This is a genomic window from Prochlorococcus sp. G4PB16, assembly GCF_059772465.1.
In genome coordinates this window covers 1,180,115-1,201,019 of the sequence record NZ_CM186289.1, presented here as the reverse complement: position 1 = coordinate 1,201,019, position 20,905 = coordinate 1,180,115, and the positions used below count along the sequence as shown (strand labels likewise).

Below are 20,905 nucleotides of genomic sequence, written 5' to 3'. Positions count from 1 at the left end.
CTTTATTTTTCGCAACTTATTTCTACTGGTAATGGTTTAACTTTCCAGATTGATTGACAATATTCTCTAATTGATCTGTCTGATGAGAAAAAGCCTGATCTTGCCGTATTTAATAATGCCATACGGTTCCACTCTTGACTATTTTTCCATGCTTTACTCACATCATCTTGTGCACGAAGGTAATCATCAAAATCTGCCATAACAAAGAAAGGATCATTTCCTGTCAAAATATTTATTATTGGTCTAAATAGCTCACTATCTCCGTTACTAAAATGCCCAACTTCTATTAATTTAAGAGTTTCTTGTAGTTCGGTTGATTTTGAAATAAAGCCATTGGGGCTATACCCTCGATCTCTTAATTCCATTATTTCTGATTCTGTCTTTCCAAATAAAAAGAAATTTTCTGATCCTACTCTGTCTCTTATTTCTACATTCGCTCCATCAAGGGTTCCAATTGTTAATGCACCATTCATTGCAAATTTCATATTTCCAGTTCCTGAAGCCTCTTTACCAGCAGTTGAAATTTGCTCAGAAAGATCAGTAGCTGGATAAACTTGCTCACCTAGTTTTACATTATAGTCCGGAAGAAAAACTACCCTTAGCAATCCATCCATATCAGGATCTGCATTAACTACATCTGCTATACCATTGATAAATCTAATCATTAACTTTGCCATGAAATAACCTGGCGCAGCTTTACCACCAAAAATGACCGTACGAGGTGCAATGTTTTTTGTGATTCCGTTTTTAATTCTTAGATATTGTGCAATGACTTGCAAAGCATTTAAATGCTGTCGTTTATATTGGTGAATTCTTTTAACTTGAACATCAAACAAACTTGAGGGATCTACCAGAACACCAGTTTGTCTATGTATGTAGCCAGCGAGTTTCCTTTTACCAGATAATTTCGCAGATGCAAAAAGATCTAAAAAATTAGGGTCTTTTTCTTTTTTTTCTAATTCAAGTAGTAGGTCCATATTCGTAATCCAATTGGGACCAATTTCTTTGTCAAGAAGTTTAGAAAGTTCAGGATTTGCTAAAGCAACCCACCTACGTGGAGTCACACCATTAGTGACGTTAGTGAATTTTTCAGGCCAGAGTTCTGCAAATTCAGGTAGAAGTTGTCTCTTGATTAAATCAGAATGAAGCGCAGCTACTCCATTGACATGATGTGCTCCAATTGTTGCTAGATGTGCCATACGAATAGCTTTACCACCTTCTTCATCAATAATTGAAAGCTTTCTCAAAATTGAGTCATTGCCAGGATACTTAAGTCTTACTTGTTGTAAAAACCTTCTGTTTATTTCATAGATAAGTTCTAGATGTCTAGGTAATAAGTTTTTAAACAGACCAAGGTCCCATTTCTCGAGAGCTTCAGGCAACAAAGTGTGATTTGTATAGGCTACGGATCTATTAGTAATTTCCCAGGCTTTATCCCAATCCAATCTATGTTGATCGATTAAGAGTCTCATTAACTCAGCAACTGCAATTGCAGGATGCGTGTCATTCAGTTGAACTGTCCAGTGATTTGGGAATTCCTCAACAGCTATTGAACGCTTTTCTAAACTTCGAAGCATATCCTGCAAGGAACAACTCACAAAAAAGTGTTGTTGCTTTAAACGTAATCTTCTTCCTTCGTCAGTTCCATCATTGGGGTATAGAACTTTTGAAAGAGTTTCTGATGCTACTTTCTCTTCAACAGCACCGTAATAATCACCAATGTTAAAAGCGTAGAAATCAAAACTTTCGGTTGCATCAGCTCTCCATAGTCTCAATCTATCGCAGCTGTTTACTCGATAACCAAGCACAGGCACATCATGTGGCACACCTATCGCGTGTTCGCTGGGAATCCATCTTGAGCGATAGTTCCCATTGTCATCCGTGTAGCTCTCAGTTTGACCGCCAAAACCTACAAGGCAAGCTTCATCTGGTTGGGGTAATTCCCAGGGCCAACCACCTTTGAGCCATTTATCAGTAACTTCTACTTGCCAACCATCTCTTATTAGTTGGTTGAAAATACCAAATTCATATCTTATTCCGTATCCCACTGCAGGGACCTGAAGACTTGCAAGTGATTCCATATAGCAAGCCGCAAGTCTCCCTAATCCTCCATTCCCAAGACCAGGTTCTTCCTCTACTTCTAAGATGTCATTTAAAGAATCAATGCCAAACCTTTTAAGAGCTTCTTCTGCTTCTTTTTTGATTCCTAGGTTTAATAAATTATTATTTAGTTGAGGTCCGATTAGGAATTCAGCTGAAAGATATGCAACTGTTTTTTGAGGTCTTGCTCGGATTGTCTCTTGACTTGTCAAGTATCTACTCATCAATCTATCTCTCACAGCAAAGCTCAATGCCATATAGAGATCTCTAAGACTTGCCGATGTAGCTAGTTTGCCAAGAGTGAAAAAGAGATGCTCAGTCATTCCATCGAAGACTGCATCAGCATCCATGCCAGCCCGAACAGGATCCGCATAGCATCCTGGGGTCGGCAGACGCAGGTCTATTGACTGGGAGCTGCTCATAAAGGCATCAACTGTTTCTGGACGCTAGCCAATAAAGCCTTAGTAATCAGTTAGTAACTTCAGATCCACACCTTATTAATTAAGTCACCTTTGATACTTCTGCCAAATATGCCCTGTGATTAGGTAATTTATGTCTTAAAGAAAAGGCTTTTTTAAAAAACCTGATGGTATTAACTCCTTTAGTCTCAGCCCTAAATACGCATGATGTTGAGGTCGCAGAGACACTTATAGGGGTCATTAATTTCTTAATGATCTTTGTTGCAGCAAGGACTTTGGCTGAAATTTTAGTTCGCCTCAGTTTGCCTACAATTGTCGGCGAACTTCTTGCGGGAGTTTTAATTGGTGCTTCAGGATTACATCTTTTATTACCGCCAAGCGCTCATGCTGAATTAAATCAAGGTTTTGTTTCTGTTATTAGCACACTTGCTTCAGTCCCCAAGGAAGCAGTCCCGGATATTTATTTTGAAACTTTTCCATCATTGCAAGCCGTAGCAACTTTAGGACTATATGCGTTGTTATTTCTAACTGGTCTGGAAAGTGAATTAGAGGAACTCGTAGCAGTTGGAGCACAAGCTTTCACTGTTGCCATGGCAGGCGTGATTTTGCCATTTGCTTTTGGAACTTTTGGATTAATGTTTATTTTCCAAGTAGATATCATCCCTGCGATATTTGCTGGTGCATCGATGACCGCGACCAGTATAGGAATTACAGCAAGTGTTTTTGGTGAGCTTGGTTATTTAAAAACTCGTGAGGGTCAAATTGTTATTGGCGCAGCTGTATTAGATGACATTCTTGGAATTGTTATTCTTGCAGTTGTAGTAGCTCTAGCAACGGGAGGATCATTGGAAATTGCTCCCATTGTCAAATTAGTACTAGCTGCAACTGTTTTTGTATTTGCTGCAATTGCTTTGAGTCGAACAGCAGCTCCTGCCTTTGATTGGTTGCTTGAAAGACTGAAAGCGCCTGGAGCTGTAGTTGTGGCTTCTTTCGTGATACTAGTTTTAAGCTGTTTTGTTGCTACTGCTATAGGTTTAGAAGCTGCTCTGGGTGCTTTTGCCGCTGGATTAATACTAAGTAGTTCAAAAAATAATCATGCAATTCAACAATCTGTTTTGCCATTGGTATCGCTATTCGCAACTATTTTCTTCGTGCTTGTAGGAGCAGGTATGGATCTTTCTGTAATAAATCCTCTTGATCCACAGAGTCGCTCTGCTCTAATTGTGGCTGGTTTCTTGTTTATTGTTGCAATTGTTGGGAAAATTGCTGCTGGTTGGTGCTTTGTCATTGATAAGCCAACAAACAGATTAGTAGTTGGCTTGGGAATGATGCCTCGAGGTGAAGTTGGATTGATTTTCCTTGGATTGGGAACAAGTGCTAGTTTGCTTACTCCTTCCCTTGAGGCTGCAATATTATTGATGGTTATTGGAACAACATTTTTGGCTCCTGTTCTTCTTAGAGTTGTTTTGAAAGATAAACCTCCCTCAGGAGGTAATTCTATTCCTGATGAGATTGCAGCTGATCCAGTTGGATTAGTTTAGGAATCATCGAAAACTCCTTTCAAAAAGGTGAGGAAATTTCGAAAAAAAGAAATAAAATCCCTAATTTTTTTCTATCAGTGATTTACTAAGATCTACAAGCGTCAATTCCTTCTTAAATGGTTTCCTCAGTTGCAGAAACAAATCTTTCTGATTGGAAATTCTTAGGTCATTCTGTTCACAGTTTGAGCGTTCTACCTGAAGCTCATAAAAGCAAAACCATTGAAGAGAAAGGTCCAGCAATTCTTTTAATTCATGGCTTTGGTGCCTCTACTACGCATTGGAGGCATAACTTACCAGTTCTAGGAAAGCAGTATGAAGTTCACGCTTTAGATCTGCTTGGCTTTGGTAAAAGCTCTAAACCTAGTGGCCTTGCTTATGGAGGCCCACTTTGGAAAGATCAAATAGTTGCTTATGTTAAAGAAAATATTGGAAGACCAACAATACTTGTAGGTAACTCTTTAGGGGGATACGCCGCACTTGCAAGTGGTGCTGCATTGGGTTCTGAAGCAGCGGGTGTGGTTTTATTAAATGCTGCTGGTTATTTCAGTGAAGACAAAAAAACAACTACAGGATTTTGGGCAACAGCTAGAAAAACTGTTGCTGGTATCTTTCTCAAAAATGCTCTACTACAAAGATTAATTTTTGAAAACCTTAGACAGCCTTCAACAATTAAACGTACTTTAAATCAAGTTTATATTGATACATCAAACGTTGATGAGGAACTAGTAGAGGCAATCCGAAAACCATCTTTGGACGCGGGAGCCTTTAATGTCTTCAAAAGTGTTTTTGATCCAGCAGGACCTCAGGGAAGACCACTTGATGAGTTATTTGCTCAGTTGAAGTCACCATTGTTGTTGATCTGGGGCAATAGAGATCCTTGGATGAATGCCCCTGGCAAAAGAGCTACTTATAAAAAACATACTCCTGAAAATACAAAAGAAGTTGTTTTAGACGCTGGACATTGTCCACATGATGAAGTTCCTGATCAGGTTAATTCTGCTCTCTTAGAATGGATTAATCAGCTTTAATCGATGACCGTAAGTTTTGAAAAAAAGATCAATCCTTATCCTCACTGGGAATATTCAAATTCTAAATTTGATTCATTAATAAAAGTTGTTCCTGAGAGAGGAGGTTTGATTACTGAATGGAGAAGCAAAGGGAAAGAACTTTTGTACTTTGATTTAGAGCGTTTTCTAGATCAAAATAAGAGTGTTAGAGGTGGCATACCAATCCTTTTCCCAATATGCGGTGATTTATCTGAGGGCTATTCAGTATCTGGTAAGAAGTATTTTTTAAAACAACATGGTTTTGCAAGAGATTTACCTTGGTCAATATGTCTGTTAAAAGATAAATTAGGAATAAGGCTAAAACTTACTGACACTGACGAATCTCGTCTTTATTTTCCTTTTTTCTTTACTCTTTTGATGGATGTTTACCTAAAAGAAAAAAGTCTTCAAATATCCGTTGAAATTTATAATCACGGTCATGATTCTATGCCCTTTAGTTTCGGCCTTCATCCATATTTTCAGATTTCAAATTTACAAAAAATAAAAATAGATGGCTTACCAAAAAAATGTATTGATCAGACTAATATGAAAGTTACTAATGTTTCTGATCAGATTAGAATTTTAGATAAAGGAGTGGATTTCCTTTCATACCCTTCTTGTTCGGTTAAACTTTTCGATTATTTATCTAGGAACTTAATTGAATTAATTCATCAAGAGCCAATGGATACAACTGTAATTTGGACTGATCCTCCTAGACAAATGGTTTGTTTTGAGCCTTGGACAAGCCCAAGGAATGCACTGGTCACTGGAGATAGAAAACTTGAAATCAAGCCAGAAGAATATATAGAACTATCTACCACTTTTAAGCATGATTCTTTTTAGTTATTTAAGTTTTAGAGGAGTATAGTTTGTAACTAATTTGATCTAATTTATAGATTTTTCTATGACAAATATTTCAATATTTTTTTGTTTTTGCATCTATGATCAATATATTATAGATTCTTTATTCATGATTTTTTGATGAATAATGTTAGGAGCTGATGTTTCCTCTCCAGGCGTACTTAATATTGATGATCTTAGGTCTAGAGCGAAAAATCGTCTACCGGCAATGGTTTTTAACTATATAGATAGTGGTGCAGATAGAGAACAAACACTTTCACAGAATTGCAATGCATATAATGAAATTTTATTTAGACCTAGATGTGCAGTCTCTGTTCCATCGTGTGATCTTAGAATATCTGTTTTAGATCAGAAATTCCAACTTCCTTTCTTGTTGGGACCAGTCGGGAGTAGCAGAATGTTTTATCCCCAGGGAGAAGTGGTTGCAGCTAAAGAAGCAGGGAAAGCTGGAACATGATATACTTTGTCGACTCTCTCAGGCTGTTTATTAGAAGATGTTAAAGCTGCTACAAATGGGCCAGCTTGGTATCAGCTTTATTTGCTGGGCGGTAAAGACGTCGCGTTAAAAACAATTGCTAGAGCTAAAGAAGCAGGATTCTCAGCAATAGTTGTCACTATTGATACACCCGTTTCTGGTTTAAGGGAAAGAGATATGCGATCAGGAACCCAACAGCTTTTATCGAGGAATCCTTTTGAGATGCTTCCATATATTCCTCAAATGTTAGTTAAACCATGCTGGTTGACTCAATGGTTAAGTGATGGAGGCTTAATGAGTTTTCCAAATGTTCAACTTGATGATGGCCCTATGGGATACACGGCAATTGGTCCTGCTTTAGAACAATCAGTTGTTACTTGGGATGATCTTCAATGGATACGCGAGGCTTGGGGTGGAAAAATTATTGTTAAGGGTATACATATCGGTGATGATGCAAAAAAAGCGACAGAGCTAGGAGCTGATGCGATAGTTATTTCTAATCATGGAGCTAGGCAACTTGATAGTGTTGCCCCCACGATCCGTGTTTTGCCCGAAATTTTAGCTGCAGTTGATGGGAAAACAGATGTTTTGCTAGATGGAGGAATTCGCAGGGGTAGTGATGTCGTTAAAGCTTTATGTCTTGGTGCGAAAGGAGTTTTGATAGGTAGAGCATATGCGTATGGACTTGCAGCTGCAGGAGGGAAAGGCGTTGCAAGGGCTATAGAAATTCTTCGAACAGATATAGTTAGAACTATGAAACTATTAGGATGTGGGTCTATTGCCGATTTAAACAGATCTTATATACAATTTCCTGACAGTTGGGAGAGATTTGAATAAATATTTGATTAAAATAGATTAATTTTTTATGAAAATAATTATCTTTGATGATGATCCGACTGGGTCTCAAACTGTTTATGGATGCCCGTTATTATTAAATTGGGATGAACAAACTCTAGAGAAAGCATTTGCAAAAGGTTCGCCTTTGATATTTATACTTGCGAACACAAGATCTTTATCTTCTGTTTTAGCTGTTAAAAAAACCAGAGAAATATGTTCATCTATTAAGAAGTTTTTTTTAAGAAAAGGTTATTCTAAAGATGATTATTTCTATATTAGTAGAGGTGATTCAACATTACGTGGTCATGGTGTTTTGGAACCTGCAATTCTTGCGGAAGAATTAGGACCATTTGATGCAACATTTCATATTCCAGCTTTTCTGGAAGGAGGAAGAACAACTGAAAACGGTATTCATTATCTAAATGGAATACCTGTGCACAGTACTGACTTTGGTCGTGACAATATTTTTGGATTTTCTACTAGTGATTTAGCTAAATGGATTGAAGAAAAAAGTTTTGGCAAGATACAGGCAGATAGCATCTTGCACATTGAAATTAAACAATTAGATATAGCTTTTAATAATGAAGAAGGTTTTAAATCTCTTTTGGGATTTTTGTCTAAATTAGAAGATAATATTTCAGTAGTTGTAGATGCTAAATTACCTCAACATTTAGAAACAATAGCTAGGGCGATTAAAGTAGTTTCTAAAGAAAAAAGATTTCTTTTCAGAACAGCAGCAAGCTTTATTAATTCTTTATCTAATTTACCACCTAACCCAAAAGATACTGCAGATTTAGTATCTTTAAAATTAAAAAATAATGAGTTTGAATACAAGCCAGGTTTGATAATGGTTGGCTCCCATGTGAAATTAGCGACAGATCAATTAGAGGTTTTATTGAAAGATAATTCCTGTGAAGGTTTAGAAATACCAGTCAGGAAATTGGCTGATATTTTTTCTTTAGAAGATTGTCAACAGGAAATCTTAGAGCTGGAGGAGATTTTATTATCGAAAATAGATGATATTTTGAAGATAAAAAAAGTACCTGTTATATATACTACTCGAGAAGAAATTAAGTTTTCTTCGTACTCTAAAAGAATGAATTTTGGACTGGAACTAGCTGAGTTTATGGCAATTCTAGTTAGAAAAAAAACTAACAAGTTGGGTTACATTATTAGTAAAGGAGGTATTACAACACAAATTCTGATTCAAAAAGGTTTGAATTTTAACCAAGTAAATTTAAAAGGCCAAATATTACCAGGATTATCAATAGTAACAAGCAATTCTGATAACTATAATTTACCAGTGGTTACTTTTCCAGGTAATTTAGGTAATGAGAAAACACTTCTAGAATCCTATCTATTGATGGAGTCAAATTATTAATTATTGAAAGACTCTAAACAATATTTAGTTAGAATCTTTCAATAATTGATTTCGCAAAATCACTACAACTAAGAGGCTCTACGCGTGGCTCCATTAATCGTGCTAGATCGTATGTAACTTGTTTATCTGAAATAGATTTGCTCAATCCATTTGTAATGAATTTTGCTGCCTCATTCCAGCCTAAATATTCCAGCATCATGACTCCACTAAGTATTACTGAACCTGGATTAATTCTGTCCAAGCCTGCATGTTTGGGAGCTGTTCCATGGGTGGCCTCGAAAATAGCTGCTCTATCTCCAATGTTTGCTCCTGGTGCCATACCCAGCCCACCAACAATTGCTGCGGCCGCATCTGATATGTAATCACCATTTAGATTGAGAGTGGCAAGTATGGAATACTCTTGAGGACGAGTTTGAATTTGTTGAAAAATACTATCTGCTATTCGGTCATCAACCATCACCATATCCTTCCATTTCCCATTGCCATGACTAGTTCCAATATTTGTTAGAACTGAATAAACCTCATCACAAATAGCTTTCTTTTTCTCTTCTGTTAAAGATGAAAAACCTGGCTCAATCAACTCAGCATTCTCCTCGTAGGAGATGCGAGGATTTTTAGCTAAATTATCTAAAATCCAACTTTCTCTCTCGGTTACGCATTCATTTCTGAATTCTGTGGTTGCTAATTCGTATCCCCAATCTCTGAAAGCTCCTTCAGTAAATTTCATGATGTTTCCCTTATGAACTAAGGTCACATGTCTTTTGCTCCCCTTAAGGTTGAGAGCATGCTTAATTGCTCGTCTGATATGCCTTTGACTACCATTTTTGCTAACCGGTTTGATTCCAATTCCTGCTCCGCTAGGAATTTCTCTGTTTTTTAGTTTTTGGCTGGCTGGAATTATTTCATTATTGAGTTGTTCAATCAATTTGATGCATTCGGGATCCTCAGATTCCCATTCAATACCCATATAAATATCTTCGGTATTTTCTCGATAAACAATTACATCTAAATCTTGCGGCTTTTTATGAGGGCTTGGAGTCCCTTCGTAATATTTGCAAGGTCTAACGCATGAATATAAATCAAAAATCTGTCTTAGAGATACGTTTAAAGATCTAATCCCACCTCCTACAGGCGTGGTTAAAGGTCCTTTGATTGCTATCCCATAAGTTCGTATAGCCTCAAGAGTATCGTTTGGTAAGTATTGATAAGTTCCATATAAGTCGCAAGCTTCATCACCTGCATAGATTTTGAACCATTCAATGGATCGATTTTTTCCATAAGCTTTTTCAATAGCTTTATCGATTACTAATTGTGTGGCAGGCCAAATATCAATGCCTGTTCCATCACCTCTTATAAATGGAATAATTGGATGGTTTGGGACTACTGGGTTTCCATCCACAAAAGTAATTCTTTGGCCTGCTGATGGAGCAATCAGCTTTTCAAAATTTGCCATAATTTTTTTTTCATCGATTAATAGATCTAATGTTGAGCTTATGTCTAAGTGGTAAGTTTTGATTAAATGATTTTGAACTCATGGCAGTAGCCTTTGCTAGGCAACTTCGTGAAGGGACTAAAAAGTCTCATACGATGGCTGAAAATACAGGTTTTATAAGTTGTTTTCTCAAGGGAGTAGTTGATAAGTCCTCATACAGAAATTTATTAGCTGATTTATATTTTGTTTACTCTGCGATGGAGGAAGAGATAGAAAAACTTTGTGAAAACTCTCATCCGATAATTTCTCAAATTGGATTTAAAGAGCTTTTTCGTAAGGAAAAATTGGAACAAGATTTGTCGTTCTACTTTGGTAGTAACTGGTCTGAATTGGTAAAGCCCTCTAAACCAGCCGTCGAATATCAAGCAAGAATTAGAGAAATTGCTCAAGATAATCCTGAACTTTTGATTGGGCATCATTACAGCAGATATATAGGTGACTTGTCTGGGGGGCAGCTTTTGAAAACTATTACTAAAAAAGCTATGAATTTATCTGGTGATGAGGGACTTCGCTTTTATATTTTTGAGCAAATTAGAGATGAAAAAGAATTTAAAATCAAGTATCGAAATACTTTAGATAATCTTCCTATAGATCAAAAGATGGCAGATTCAATTATTGAAGAAGCTAATCGATCTTTTAAATATAATATGGAAATTTTTAATGAATTGGAAGGAAATTTAATTTCTGCTATTGGAAAAGTTTTATTTAGATTTTTTACAAATAAAAAGCGAAAAGGTAGTACCGAGTAATGAAATTCATTTTTTCTCAAGACTACACCTTTGTTTATATTTATTATCTATTAGAATAGTTTCATAATGTTTGCATGTATTCTTTTTTAACAGATTAAATTACTTTAATGGAGAGAAAATTATTTAATCCTCTAAGGAGATGAATGAATATGTTTGACGATCTTCTAAGTGAGTTAACAAAAAATATTCTTGAACATGACGGTAAGGAGTTGATTGTTCGGGATGAATTTTGTGAACGCGTTTCTAAAAAAGGCAATTATAAACTGAATAGCTGGTTATGGGATGTTCCTGAATTTAGAAGATGGAGAGTAACCAGATTGGACGCAGGCGACCATCTTCAAGTATTAAATTCAGTTGCTTACCCTCATAATGAAAATGATATGCCAATTATGGGTATTGACCTTTTGTGGTTTGATAAAAAAGAAAAGCTGGTTGCTATTCTTGATTTTCAGCCTCTTGTTCAAGATAAAGAATACTTAGATAGATACTTTGATGGCTTAAAAAGTTTAAAACAATGTTTTAATGAGTTTAATTCTGATATGAAAAGTAATATATATGATCCAAGCAAGTATTTCTCTCCATGGGCTTTATTTTGCAAAGGCGGTAATTTTGAAGCGGAAACTATTTTACCAAAAGTTTTTACTTCTTTTCTTAAATGTTATTGGTTAACTCTTGATTTATCAAAAGCTAATGAAAATTATATTAAATCCCAAGAGGTAAGCTTATTGCATATAGATTATGATAAATATAGTGCTGAAAAAGATCCAGCTCATGGTTTATTTTCTGGCTTTTTTGGTAAAGAATGGTCAGAGAAATATATGAATGAGTTTTTATTTCCATTAAGCCTAGAAAATATTAATTCTTCATTTTAGTTTTTAAATGCAACTTAAACGAAATAATAGTCTTGATCCTGTTTCAATAAATAATTGGCGTTGGTCTTATTTCTTAGATGAAACTATAAATAAGTTTTCTATTTTTCAACCTACTCTTTATCCCATAAAGAATGATTTTCTTTTTAAAGAATCTTTTTTTGGCTCAAGTTCTAATCCTAAAAAAGTTATTTTGGAAACATGGGGTCTAAAGACGGAAAAAATCCGACAGGCTAGATGCTCTTGCCTACAGGCTGGTGAAATAACCTCTGTTATGAATTTGGTAATTTCACCTTTAAAAAATTATGATTTACCCTTTTTTGGAGCTGATTTTGTAACACTTCCAAATGGACATCTTATTGCTTTAGATCTTCAACCTGTATTAAAAGATGACATGATTCATACTGAATACGTTTTAGGAAAATTAAAATCAATACACGAAAATTGGCAATCTAAACTTCCTTCAGGGGGAGATATTCCACTGGAGGCCAGACAATATTTTTCTCCAGCTTTTCTTTGGTCTAGAATTCCTTTAGGAGCAGAAGGTGATAAATTAATTAGTCAGATAATCAAACCAGCTTTTGATGATTATTTGAATTTTTTCTTGGATCTAGTGGCTAATGCAAAACCTATTCCATCAGAAAGATCTGCAAAGATACTAGATGGACAGAAAAAATATATGCGATATCGAGCCGAAAAAGATCCTGCAAGAGGAATGTTACGAGGCTTCTTTGGAAATGCATGGACTGAAAGTTATATAAATAATATTCTTTTTGACTTACAATAAATTTTAAATTTGAAGATTATGGTAAAAAAAATTCTCTTTGTTTGTTTAGGAAACATTTGCCGGTCTCCTGCAGCAGAAGGCGTCTTTAACCAAAAAATTAAAGATAGAGGTTTAGAAAAACTTTTTGTAGTTGATTCGGCAGGAACTGGCGGTTGGCATGTTGGAAATCTTGCTGATCCACGTATGAGAGAAACAGCATTATCAAGAGGTATCGAACTGACCAGTAGATCCAGAAAAATTGAAGAAAATGATTTATATGAATTTGATCATATCTTGGTTATGGATAATGATAATCTTGACGCTGTTAAATCATTAATAAGAGATCATAAAAATCAAGTAAATTATAAAATAAAACTTATTTTAAGTTACTCAAAAAAATCTCAATTAGATGAGGTACCTGATCCTTATTATGGTGGTCAAAATGGCTTCGATAAGGTTATGGATTTACTGGATGATGCTATGGATGGATTAATAGATAGTCTCATTGATTAGGAGTTGGCCAGACTTCTTCTGGAATCTTTGATCTGAAAATATAAATCAGTTCTTTTAAGACATCTTCAATATTCATACCATCTGTTACTAGCTCTATTGCATCTTGAGCTTTTTTTAAAGGAGCGATTTTTCTTTCACTATCTTTCTTATCTCTCTCTTTAATTTCTTGTTCAAGAGCTTCAATGCTGGAGAATTCATAACCTCTTTTTTGTAAGTCAAAAGCTCGTCTTTTTGCCCTTTCTGTTGGAGAGGCCGTAAGAAAAATTTTTACATCTGCATCTGGAAATACAGCTGTGCCGATATCTCTTCCTTCTGCAACTAAGCCCCCATCATTGCCAATTACTTGTTGTTTTTGCGTAAGTAATTCTCTTACAAATTGTTGTTTAGCAATTTCAGAAACCATTGAAGTCACTTCTGGTGATCGTATCTTCTCAGTTACGTCAATATTATTTATGTATATTTTTTGCTCAACAAAGCTTGAGTTTTGAAATTCTAATTTTGAATCTTTCAGGATATTTTTGATTTCAACCTGGTTGGTTGGAGCAATAGAATTACTGAGTATTAACCAAGTTACTGCTCGATACATTGCTCCAGTGTCTAAATAGATAAAACCAAGTCTTTTTGCAAATGCTTTAGTTACTGTACTTTTACCAGCACCAGCTGGACCATCAATTGCGATAATTGGTTTTCGATGCATGAGAAAAGTGTGATCAATGAGCCTTGTTGAACCACATTTTACGGCTGCGGCTAAAAGGCATATACCATTTATATTTTCTATTTCACTCAATGAAAATGCATCAACGATTTTTATGTATTCGATTTCTAAATTGTTTTGTTTAAGTCTGGATTCTAATTTTTTGAGATTAATTATCTTCTCTTTCACAAAATCATTTTTAGCTTCTTGAATTACCTGGGGTAAACCCTGAGCAAGTAATCTTTCAGAATGGCTTAGGTAAGAATTTCTTGAACTATAAGCAAATCCATTTTGATCCCTTTTTGTTGCAAAGGATTCAATTTTTATAGGTATTGAAAGTTCTTCAAATAGTTTTCTAATAATAATTAACTGTTGCCAATCTTTTTCTCCTAGAATTAATTTTTCTGGTTTGACAATTTTGATCAGACGAATAACAACGGTTGCAACTCCATCAAAATGACCTTTCCTTTCAGCACCACATAATTGATTGTGCAATATTTGTGGAACTTGAATTTTAAAATGTGAATCTTCTCCTCCAGGAAAAACTTCAACATAATCTGGAGCCCAAATTGCATCTGCTCCTGCATTAAAAGCTAATTCAGCATCTCTTTTTATATTTCTGGGATATTTTTTGAAGTCTTCACCCTTGCTGAATTGTAATGGATTTACAAAAATACTGACAAGAATAATTTGGTTTATTTTTGATTTTCTTTCTTTTGCTTTCTCAATTAAATATTGATGACCAGGGTGAAGTCCTCCCATCGTAGGGATGAAAATTATTGCTGGATTGTGTTCACTAAGCCAATCTTTTAATTCAGCATTAGTTTGGAAGATTTTTTGTACCACTATGTTGGTAAATAAATTAATTTGATCAACTTATGATTGAAATGAAATAAGTTGATTGCATACTGATCCCATATGGATTTCATATTAGGGTTCATATGTTTTGAATAAGAAAGCTTTTTACTGATGGATTACAAAACTGCGGGAGTTGATGTTACTGCTGGAAGAGCCTTCGTGGAGAGAATTAAATCATGCGTTGAAAAAACTCATAAAAGTGAGGTCATCGGGGGGTTAGGAGGTTTTGGAGGGTGTATAAGAATTCCAAAAGGCTATGAAAGTCCTGTCTTGGTATCTGGGACGGATGGTGTTGGTACAAAATTGGAATTAGCTCAGCAATATGCTTGTCATTTTGGAGTTGGAATAGACCTGGTTGCAATGTGCGTCAATGATGTAATAACTAATGGGGCACGCCCTTTATTTTTTCTTGATTATATAGCCAGTGGAACTTTGACTCCCCATGCTTTGGCTGAAGTGATAGAGGGAATTGCAGCAGGCTGTGGTGAATCGGATTGTTCTCTTTTGGGAGGAGAAACTGCTGAAATGCCTGGTTTTTATCCCAAGGGAAGATATGACCTGGCAGGCTTTTGTGTTGGGATCGTTGAAAATCATCATTTAATAGATGGCACACAAATTGATCTTGAAGATCAGATTATCGGGATAAAAAGCAATGGTATTCATAGCAATGGTTTTAGTCTTGTTCGTAAAGTCCTTTCCATGGCGAATGTGGACGAGAATACTCTTTATGGGAAAAATCAAAGGAACTTGATTCAAGGTTTGCTAAAGCCGACCGCAATTTATTTCCAACTTGTTGACAAATTGTTGAGACAAAATATACCAATTCATGGAATGACCCATATCACAGGTGGAGGTTTACCAGAGAATCTTCCTAGAATTTTTCCCTCTGGATTGGTACCACATTTAGATATGGCTAGTTGGGAAATATCTGAAATCTTTACTTGGTTACAAAACGCAGGCGATATTCCTGAAATTGATCTTTGGAATACTTTCAATATGGGGATAGGTTTTTGTCTAATTGTTCCAAAAAATCATGTGAATTCTGCTTTAGAAATATGTATGAAAAACGATTTTGAAGCATGGAATATAGGACAAGTGGTTGAAAGGCAGAGTGATTCCAAGCATATCGATATCTTAGGAATACCTAGGTGAGGTTTTAAGCGGCGTTTTATAAAAACCTGTAGTATATTTTTTTCAACAAATTAAATGAAGGTTAAAAAAGATTTTCTATAACGGAAAAAAAACAGTAAGATATAAAGAAACGCAAGCCGGATATTAGTTCGGGTAATGCGAAGTTAGATCTTAATTAACACTATGCCTTTTGAAAATCAACAGCGTCTGACGCGCAGGAGAAGTTCTGCAGGGCCAACCCCTCCAAAAAGGCCTTTAGGAGGGCAAGCCGATTTGGGCCTGAGACAAAATGGAGGCCCAAGACCAACTTTCCTCACTTTAAGAGATCATGGAAAAGTTTATGTAGCTGATTTACCAAACTTGTCTGATGGACAGCTTTCTCATATTGGGAAAGAAGCTGATGAAGTGCTTACGAGTTTAGAAAGTAGAATAAATGACTTAGAGCAAGAAGCAACTAATGGGCAAAGAGATAATGATACTTTGATTAAAGCGTCGACTAAGCATGAAGTGACGCTAAGATTTATTCGGGCAATTCATGACGAACAAGAGCATAGAAAAAATAATCCTGCATTAAAAGATGCGGCATCAGAGTCTTTACCACTTACATTCCTTGAAGTCGCGAGGCATAGATTGCCAGGCGCAACTTTTGACTCATTGTTGAGAGAAGCATTAGAAGCTTGCGCAAAAGATGAGAAAGAGCCTGAGAAAGAAATAATTGAAAAAAACGCAAATTCACAGCCCATTCCACCAGCAAAAGTGATTAGTCTTCCTACTTCTTCAGATTCAATGAAGGTTATTGTCAGCCCTGATATTTGAATTTTGATTAGGGACTTGTGAAAGGGTTTTGAGGCATATTTGCTAGACATTTATTCCTGTAATAATCCAGAGTTTCTTTCTCACTTTTAGTTAAAGACCAATTAAGTGCAGAACTTGCATCTTTAGCTTGAAATGGAGTACGAATACCGACTATTGGTTTTGCCCCATGAGACCTTACCCAATTCAAGGCAACTTGTGCCTGGGAGGCTGAATACTTTTTACCTATATTAGCTAGTAATGTTCTCAATTCTATAGTTTTTGGAAGTACTCTTTGGAATAACTTCTGTCGCAAGAATGTTTTAGGTTTAGGAAATTTATTTGGTGGAATTGTTAGGACCCCCAGTCCTAATGGACTGTAAGCTAAATATTCAATTTCATTATCATCACATATATTTTTGATATTTTTATCCTCTAAAGATGGTTTGGTTAATAACGAAAGTTGCATTTGTATACTATTAATTTTAATCCCTCTTTCTTTCATTTTTTGATATAAGAAGGTCAGTCTTTTGGGACCAGTATTAGAGAGTCCGATTTCTTTGATTAAACCTTTTTCATATAAATCCCCTATGCCATTAAGTAACTGCTCTTCTTGCCAAGGTGCATAACGATAAGTACTCCAATGAAGCTGTACTCTGGTCATTTTTCCTTTTAGTCGCTGATTGCTTTCTTGAAAAGCTTTGTTGAGACCATTGCGACCAATTCTCCATGGAAAGGGTGCGAGCTTGGTAGCGATAGTAATTTTTTTGAGCTTTCTCCTTGGTAATTCTTCAAGGAAATTGCCAATCAGCTTTTCGCTTTGCCCAAATAAACTACCAGTGCCGTAAGAATCTGCACTGTCCACAAGATCTAATCCCCTGTCTATGGCATCAAAAAAAGTTTTTTTAAGTAAAATATTATCTGTCTCAGCTTCGTAGCCCCAAACGAGCTTATTCCCCCAGGCCCACGTTCCAAAACCAATCCCAATTTTGTTCTTAGTCATGATTCATTTATGTTATTTCAACTAAAGAAAACTAATATCATTATTTTACATGAATAAATTAATTAGTTTTAAAGATTCTTCTTTTGAAAAAAATAACAAAGAAAATGAAAGTAATGATGATCAAGAAAAAGTTCTATGTCATCATTGTGGAAGAACTTCTAGTAATGGAATAAGATGTCTAGGTATTTGTGTGGCAGATAATGATTATTAATACAAAGCATTAATCTATATTTAATACTATTCAATTACATCAATAATCCCCTCAGTTATATATCTTGCCATTTTAGTTATATGCTTTCTTATTTCACCCTCTTTAATATTCCACTTATTGGACATTTCCTTTACTTTTTTGTTTTCTTTAATGTACTCAATCATTTTATTTGCAAGGTATACAGGTAATTCTTGTTGATTTGTAGAGGCTAAATTTTCCCAGCCTTCTTTATCGATAAGTCCAATTGCCTTGAGATCTTTTGTATTCGTGAAATTATATAATTCTGTAATACCTATAGAGAGATAAAGAGATCCTAATTCATCAAGAAAACTTTTCGATTTATTACCATCTTTGAATTCATTAATTTTTTCATCGAGTAAAGATATTTGTTCAGATTCACCTTCTTTAATTGAATTTAATAATTTATAAAAAGAACTGAATTCAATTTGATCAGACACTGTTCCTTTTGGTTAATATGATTAATATTAATCTATGAATAATCTTTCTATGCGAATTTTTCTACTTAATTGTAATGAAAAAAAACCTTAATAACATGGATAAAAAATATTCAATCAAGTAGTGAATATAATATGTATATATTTCTTATCCTCATTATTTACAAGCTTTTCTCTAGTGGTTCTTTTAGAGGCTAACTGTAAGAATGGATATATGCTCAATATTGAGATCCATTACCAAAATTACTTTATTAATTTCTGAACCTTCTTGAAACTTGCTACTCGCTACACATGGAGCATTGTGCTGGAGGGCTTCCTCAGGAAAATTAAACGAATAATAATGAAGGCGGCACCCAGATTCGAACTGGGGATAAAGGATTTGCAATCCTCTGCCTTACCACTTGGCCATGCCGCCGAAAATGAAATTTTCATTTCCACTTCAAATCGTATCAGTCAAGCCGAACAAAATCTTTTGTTTCTTTGTAATGGACATGGAGAAGACATTATTGCTTGCAAGGTTATGGAAGCTCTCCATGAAATGAATCCAGATATCTCTTATGAAGTTCTCCCGATGGTTGGAGATGGGAAAGCATTTTCAACGCTTGTGAGAGATGGCTGGCTTGCCAAGATTGGTCCTTCAACACTTTTGCCAAGCGGGGGATTTAGTAATCAGAGTTTTAGTGGCTTGGTTTTAGATTTAAAAGCTGGTTTATTAGTAAGTCTCTGGAGGCAATGGACTTTGATTCATAGATCAGCTAAAGAAGGAAGAATTATCGTTGCAGTTGGAGATTTATTACCTCTTCTTTTCGCATGGGCTAGTGGTGCAAATTATTTTTTTATTGGCACTCCTAAAAGTGATTACACATGGGCTAGCGGGCCAAGATCCTCTTTGAGTGATTTTTACCATCGATTGAAAGGAACTGAGTGGGATCCATGGGAATATTGGTTGATGCGATCTAGTCGTTGCCGGATGGTTGCAGTAAGAGACAAAATAACCGCTCGAGGTTTGAGAAATCATGGTGTAAATGCACTATCGCCGGGGAATCCAATGATGGATGGTATTTCTAATAAAGAATGTCCTAATGACTTTAAAAGATATAGACGTTTGATTTTGTTATGTGGAAGTCGTTTGCCTGAGGCGTATCAGAATTTTAAAAAACTTTTAATTGCAATTCAGTTTATTGAAATTACATCTTCCATCGCAGTATTTGTTCCTTTAAGTTCTTTTGCAATGAGAAAAAAAATAGAATTAATATTGATGGACTTAGGTTTTAATCCTACTTATCACTCAACAGGTGAAAATGGGATTTCGGAAATATGGAAAAAAAACTCCTTACTTATATTAATTGGCTTTAACCAATTTTCTTGTTGGGCTAAGTGGGGAGAAGTAGGAGTAGCTAATGCAGGTACAGCTACAGAACAATTAGTAGGTTTAGGTATCCCATGCGTCTCCATGCCAGGAAAAGGACATCAATTTAATTTCAATTTTGCTAAACGACAAAGTCGTTTATTAGGTGGTGCGGTAGCTGTTGCTGAGGGTGATCAAATTTTCGCAAAACAAGTGGGCTTTTTACTGAATTCTGATTCTGATAGAGAGATTATTGGCCTAAGAGGGTCTAAAAGAATGGGTTCTGAGGGTGGAAGTCATGCTATAGCTCTTAGTATTTTGACTCACTTGTCTAAGGGTTTGTAGTGCGGTGTAATCTAGTAAAGGATTTTTTATGAAGATTTTCTATTCAAGCTTCTGCATATGCCACTAATTGAAGATCATAATTATCTTAAAATTTGTGCTCGGTTAGCATCTTCTTTGAGTATAAGTATTTCAGCCGCTCGACGAAAAGTAGAGGTAGCTGCAGCTAAAGAAGGAAAAAAAGATTTGCAATCGAGAAAGGAAATTGCTCAAAAAATTCTTGAGCAAACTTTAAATGAGGATAACAAACAAAGTGTTTCGGCCTCTGCATCATTTGATCAATTATTAAAGGCTCTAAAAGAAGAGGAGAATTTTATGCTTGAGGATTAATCGATCTTGAAGTTGAAACAATTAATGATCAAAAATATTTGTAAATCTTCTTCTATCAAGCTCTGACAAAATAGGTACGCATTGGAAACATTTTTTGGCTAATTCCCATCTTTTCTCGCGTTTCAACATCTCCTCAAGTTTGTTTTTTGCTCCTAGTAAATATCTAACATCATTTGCTGCATAAATAAGTTGTTTTTGAGTTAAATCACCAACTTTTCCCCAGTCACTGCTTTGAGCTTGTTTATCTAATTCCACTCCAACAGTTTCCATAACTACTTCTTTCAACCCATGCCTAGGACTGTAAGTTCTACCTATTTTACTTGCTATTTTTGTACAAAAAATTGGATTAACGTCAATATTTAGATTACTTGCTAGAGCAGCAACATCAAATCTTGCAAAATGAAAGACTTTTTCAATTGTGTTCTTCTCAAGAATAGATTTTAAGTATGGTGCTGAATGTTGATCTCGTTCTATACGAATACAGATAACATTATCAAATTCATCACATATTTGTATTAAACATAGCCTGTCTCTACCATGAATTAACCCCATGGCTTCGGTGTCAACTGCTAAAGCCATAGATGAGCTTAAAGCAATTTCAGTTTCATTATCTATGTCTTGCTCAAAGATCTTAAATGTCGAGGGGGCATCAAGTTTTTTTTGCATAATAAATTTAATGAGAATTAAATTTT

Annotated in this window: 19 protein-coding genes, 1 tRNA gene and 1 pseudogene; 14 read left to right on the top strand and 7 right to left on the bottom strand. The window is 35.4% G+C overall.

The genetic code is table 11. The features are described 5' to 3' along the window. Window positions 1-2: 2 nt before the first annotated feature. Window positions 3-2,522, bottom strand: coding sequence for a glycogen/starch/alpha-glucan phosphorylase (locus AC6EIZ_RS07050; RefSeq protein WP_498509974.1), 2,520 nt, complete (start codon window positions 2,520-2,522; stop codon window positions 3-5). A gap of 164 nt (window positions 2,523-2,686) precedes the next feature. Between AC6EIZ_RS07050 and AC6EIZ_RS07045 the strand changes: the two genes are divergently transcribed. From AC6EIZ_RS07045 to AC6EIZ_RS07025, 5 genes and pseudogenes are all read left to right on the top strand, one after another. Then, the gene (locus AC6EIZ_RS07045) at window positions 2,687-4,060 is read left to right on the top strand and encodes a cation:proton antiporter (RefSeq protein ID WP_498509972.1); all 1,374 of its coding nucleotides are present in this window, start codon (window positions 2,687-2,689) and stop codon (window positions 4,058-4,060) included. Between the two features lie 116 nt (window positions 4,061-4,176). Then, complete coding sequence (locus tag AC6EIZ_RS07040) at window positions 4,177-5,088, top strand: alpha/beta fold hydrolase (protein ID WP_498509970.1); 912 nt, start codon at window positions 4,177-4,179, stop codon at window positions 5,086-5,088. A gap of 3 nt (window positions 5,089-5,091) precedes the next feature. Continuing rightward, complete coding sequence (locus AC6EIZ_RS07035; RefSeq protein ID WP_498509968.1) at window positions 5,092-5,949, top strand: aldose epimerase family protein; 858 nt, start codon at window positions 5,092-5,094, stop codon at window positions 5,947-5,949. Between the two features lie 145 nt (window positions 5,950-6,094). Continuing rightward, window positions 6,095-7,279 (top strand): annotated as a pseudogene (locus AC6EIZ_RS07030) (alpha-hydroxy acid oxidase). Between the two features lie 28 nt (window positions 7,280-7,307). Continuing rightward, on the top strand, window positions 7,308-8,660 hold the full coding sequence (locus tag AC6EIZ_RS07025; RefSeq protein ID WP_498509966.1) for a four-carbon acid sugar kinase family protein: 1,353 nt from the start codon (window positions 7,308-7,310) through the stop codon (window positions 8,658-8,660). Between the two features lie 28 nt (window positions 8,661-8,688). On the opposite strand, the gene AC6EIZ_RS07020 is transcribed toward AC6EIZ_RS07025, so the two are convergent. After that, window positions 8,689-10,113, bottom strand: coding sequence for an NADP-dependent isocitrate dehydrogenase (locus tag AC6EIZ_RS07020; protein ID WP_498509965.1), 1,425 nt, complete (start codon window positions 10,111-10,113; stop codon window positions 8,689-8,691). An 80-nt stretch (window positions 10,114-10,193) separates the two neighbouring features. On the opposite strand from AC6EIZ_RS07020, the gene AC6EIZ_RS07015 reads away from it, so the two are divergent. The 4 genes from AC6EIZ_RS07015 to AC6EIZ_RS07000 all read left to right on the top strand — a co-directional run bounded on the left by AC6EIZ_RS07015 (window position 10,194) and on the right by AC6EIZ_RS07000 (window position 13,049). Then, window positions 10,194-10,901, top strand: coding sequence for a biliverdin-producing heme oxygenase (locus tag AC6EIZ_RS07015; protein WP_498509963.1), 708 nt, complete (start codon window positions 10,194-10,196; stop codon window positions 10,899-10,901). Between the two features lie 149 nt (window positions 10,902-11,050). Further along, window positions 11,051-11,773, top strand: a complete 723-nt coding sequence (locus tag AC6EIZ_RS07010; RefSeq protein ID WP_498509961.1) for a 15,16-dihydrobiliverdin:ferredoxin oxidoreductase — start codon at window positions 11,051-11,053, stop codon at window positions 11,771-11,773. Between the two features lie 7 nt (window positions 11,774-11,780). Then, a complete protein-coding gene (locus AC6EIZ_RS07005; RefSeq protein WP_498509959.1) occupies window positions 11,781-12,557 on the top strand; it encodes a phycoerythrobilin:ferredoxin oxidoreductase in 777 nt (258 codons plus the stop codon). Between the two features lie 18 nt (window positions 12,558-12,575). Further along, window positions 12,576-13,049: a low molecular weight protein-tyrosine-phosphatase gene (locus AC6EIZ_RS07000; protein WP_498509957.1), complete on the top strand. Its 474-nt coding sequence runs from the start codon at window positions 12,576-12,578 to the stop codon at window positions 13,047-13,049. Here the strand turns inward: AC6EIZ_RS07000 and AC6EIZ_RS06995 are convergent. Continuing rightward, window positions 13,039-14,589 carry a bifunctional pantoate--beta-alanine ligase/(d)CMP kinase gene (locus tag AC6EIZ_RS06995; protein WP_498509956.1) on the bottom strand — a complete coding sequence of 517 codons (1,551 nt, stop codon included), beginning with the start codon at window positions 14,587-14,589 and terminating at the stop codon, window positions 13,039-13,041. The two genes, AC6EIZ_RS07000 and AC6EIZ_RS06995, sit on opposite strands and share 11 nt — an antisense overlap. 123 nt (window positions 14,590-14,712) lie before the next feature. On the opposite strand from AC6EIZ_RS06995, the gene purM reads away from it, so the two are divergent. Both purM and AC6EIZ_RS06985 read left to right on the top strand, forming a co-directional pair. Next, window positions 14,713-15,753 (top strand): phosphoribosylformylglycinamidine cyclo-ligase, encoded by a 1,041-nt coding sequence (purM, locus tag AC6EIZ_RS06990; protein WP_498509954.1) that lies wholly within the window; start codon window positions 14,713-14,715, stop codon window positions 15,751-15,753. 162 nt (window positions 15,754-15,915) lie between these two features. Continuing rightward, complete coding sequence (locus AC6EIZ_RS06985) at window positions 15,916-16,548, top strand: DUF8655 family protein (RefSeq protein ID WP_498509953.1); 633 nt, start codon at window positions 15,916-15,918, stop codon at window positions 16,546-16,548. 7 nt (window positions 16,549-16,555) lie between these two features. Here AC6EIZ_RS06985 and AC6EIZ_RS06980 read toward each other — a convergent pair whose 3' ends face one another. Then, entirely contained in the window at window positions 16,556-17,527 is a 972-nt protein-coding gene (locus AC6EIZ_RS06980) for an aldo/keto reductase (protein WP_498509951.1), read from the bottom strand. 49 nt (window positions 17,528-17,576) lie between these two features. Here AC6EIZ_RS06980 and AC6EIZ_RS06975 point away from each other — a divergent pair, with 49 nt between their 5' ends. Further along, a complete protein-coding gene (locus AC6EIZ_RS06975; protein WP_498509950.1) occupies window positions 17,577-17,738 on the top strand; it encodes a DUF8639 family protein in 162 nt (53 codons plus the stop codon). Window positions 17,739-17,764: 26 nt separating this feature from the next. Here AC6EIZ_RS06975 and AC6EIZ_RS06970 read toward each other — a convergent pair whose 3' ends face one another. Next, entirely contained in the window at window positions 17,765-18,196 is a 432-nt protein-coding gene (locus AC6EIZ_RS06970; RefSeq protein WP_498509948.1) for a hypothetical protein, read from the bottom strand. A gap of 341 nt (window positions 18,197-18,537) precedes the next feature. Beyond that, window positions 18,538-18,608 (bottom strand) — tRNA-Cys (locus AC6EIZ_RS06965). Between the two features lie 105 nt (window positions 18,609-18,713). On the opposite strand from AC6EIZ_RS06965, the gene AC6EIZ_RS06960 reads away from it, so the two are divergent. Beyond that, the gene (locus tag AC6EIZ_RS06960; protein WP_498509947.1) at window positions 18,714-19,886 is read left to right on the top strand and encodes a lipid-A-disaccharide synthase-related protein; all 1,173 of its coding nucleotides are present in this window, start codon (window positions 18,714-18,716) and stop codon (window positions 19,884-19,886) included. Between the two features lie 57 nt (window positions 19,887-19,943). Next, the gene (locus AC6EIZ_RS06955) at window positions 19,944-20,213 is read left to right on the top strand and encodes a DUF8658 family protein (protein ID WP_498509945.1); all 270 of its coding nucleotides are present in this window, start codon (window positions 19,944-19,946) and stop codon (window positions 20,211-20,213) included. Window positions 20,214-20,234: 21 nt separating this feature from the next. Here the strand turns inward: AC6EIZ_RS06955 and AC6EIZ_RS06950 are convergent, their stop codons facing one another. Beyond that, entirely contained in the window at window positions 20,235-20,879 is a 645-nt protein-coding gene (locus AC6EIZ_RS06950) for a ribonuclease D (protein WP_498509943.1), read from the bottom strand. Window positions 20,880-20,905 lie beyond the last annotated feature (26 nt).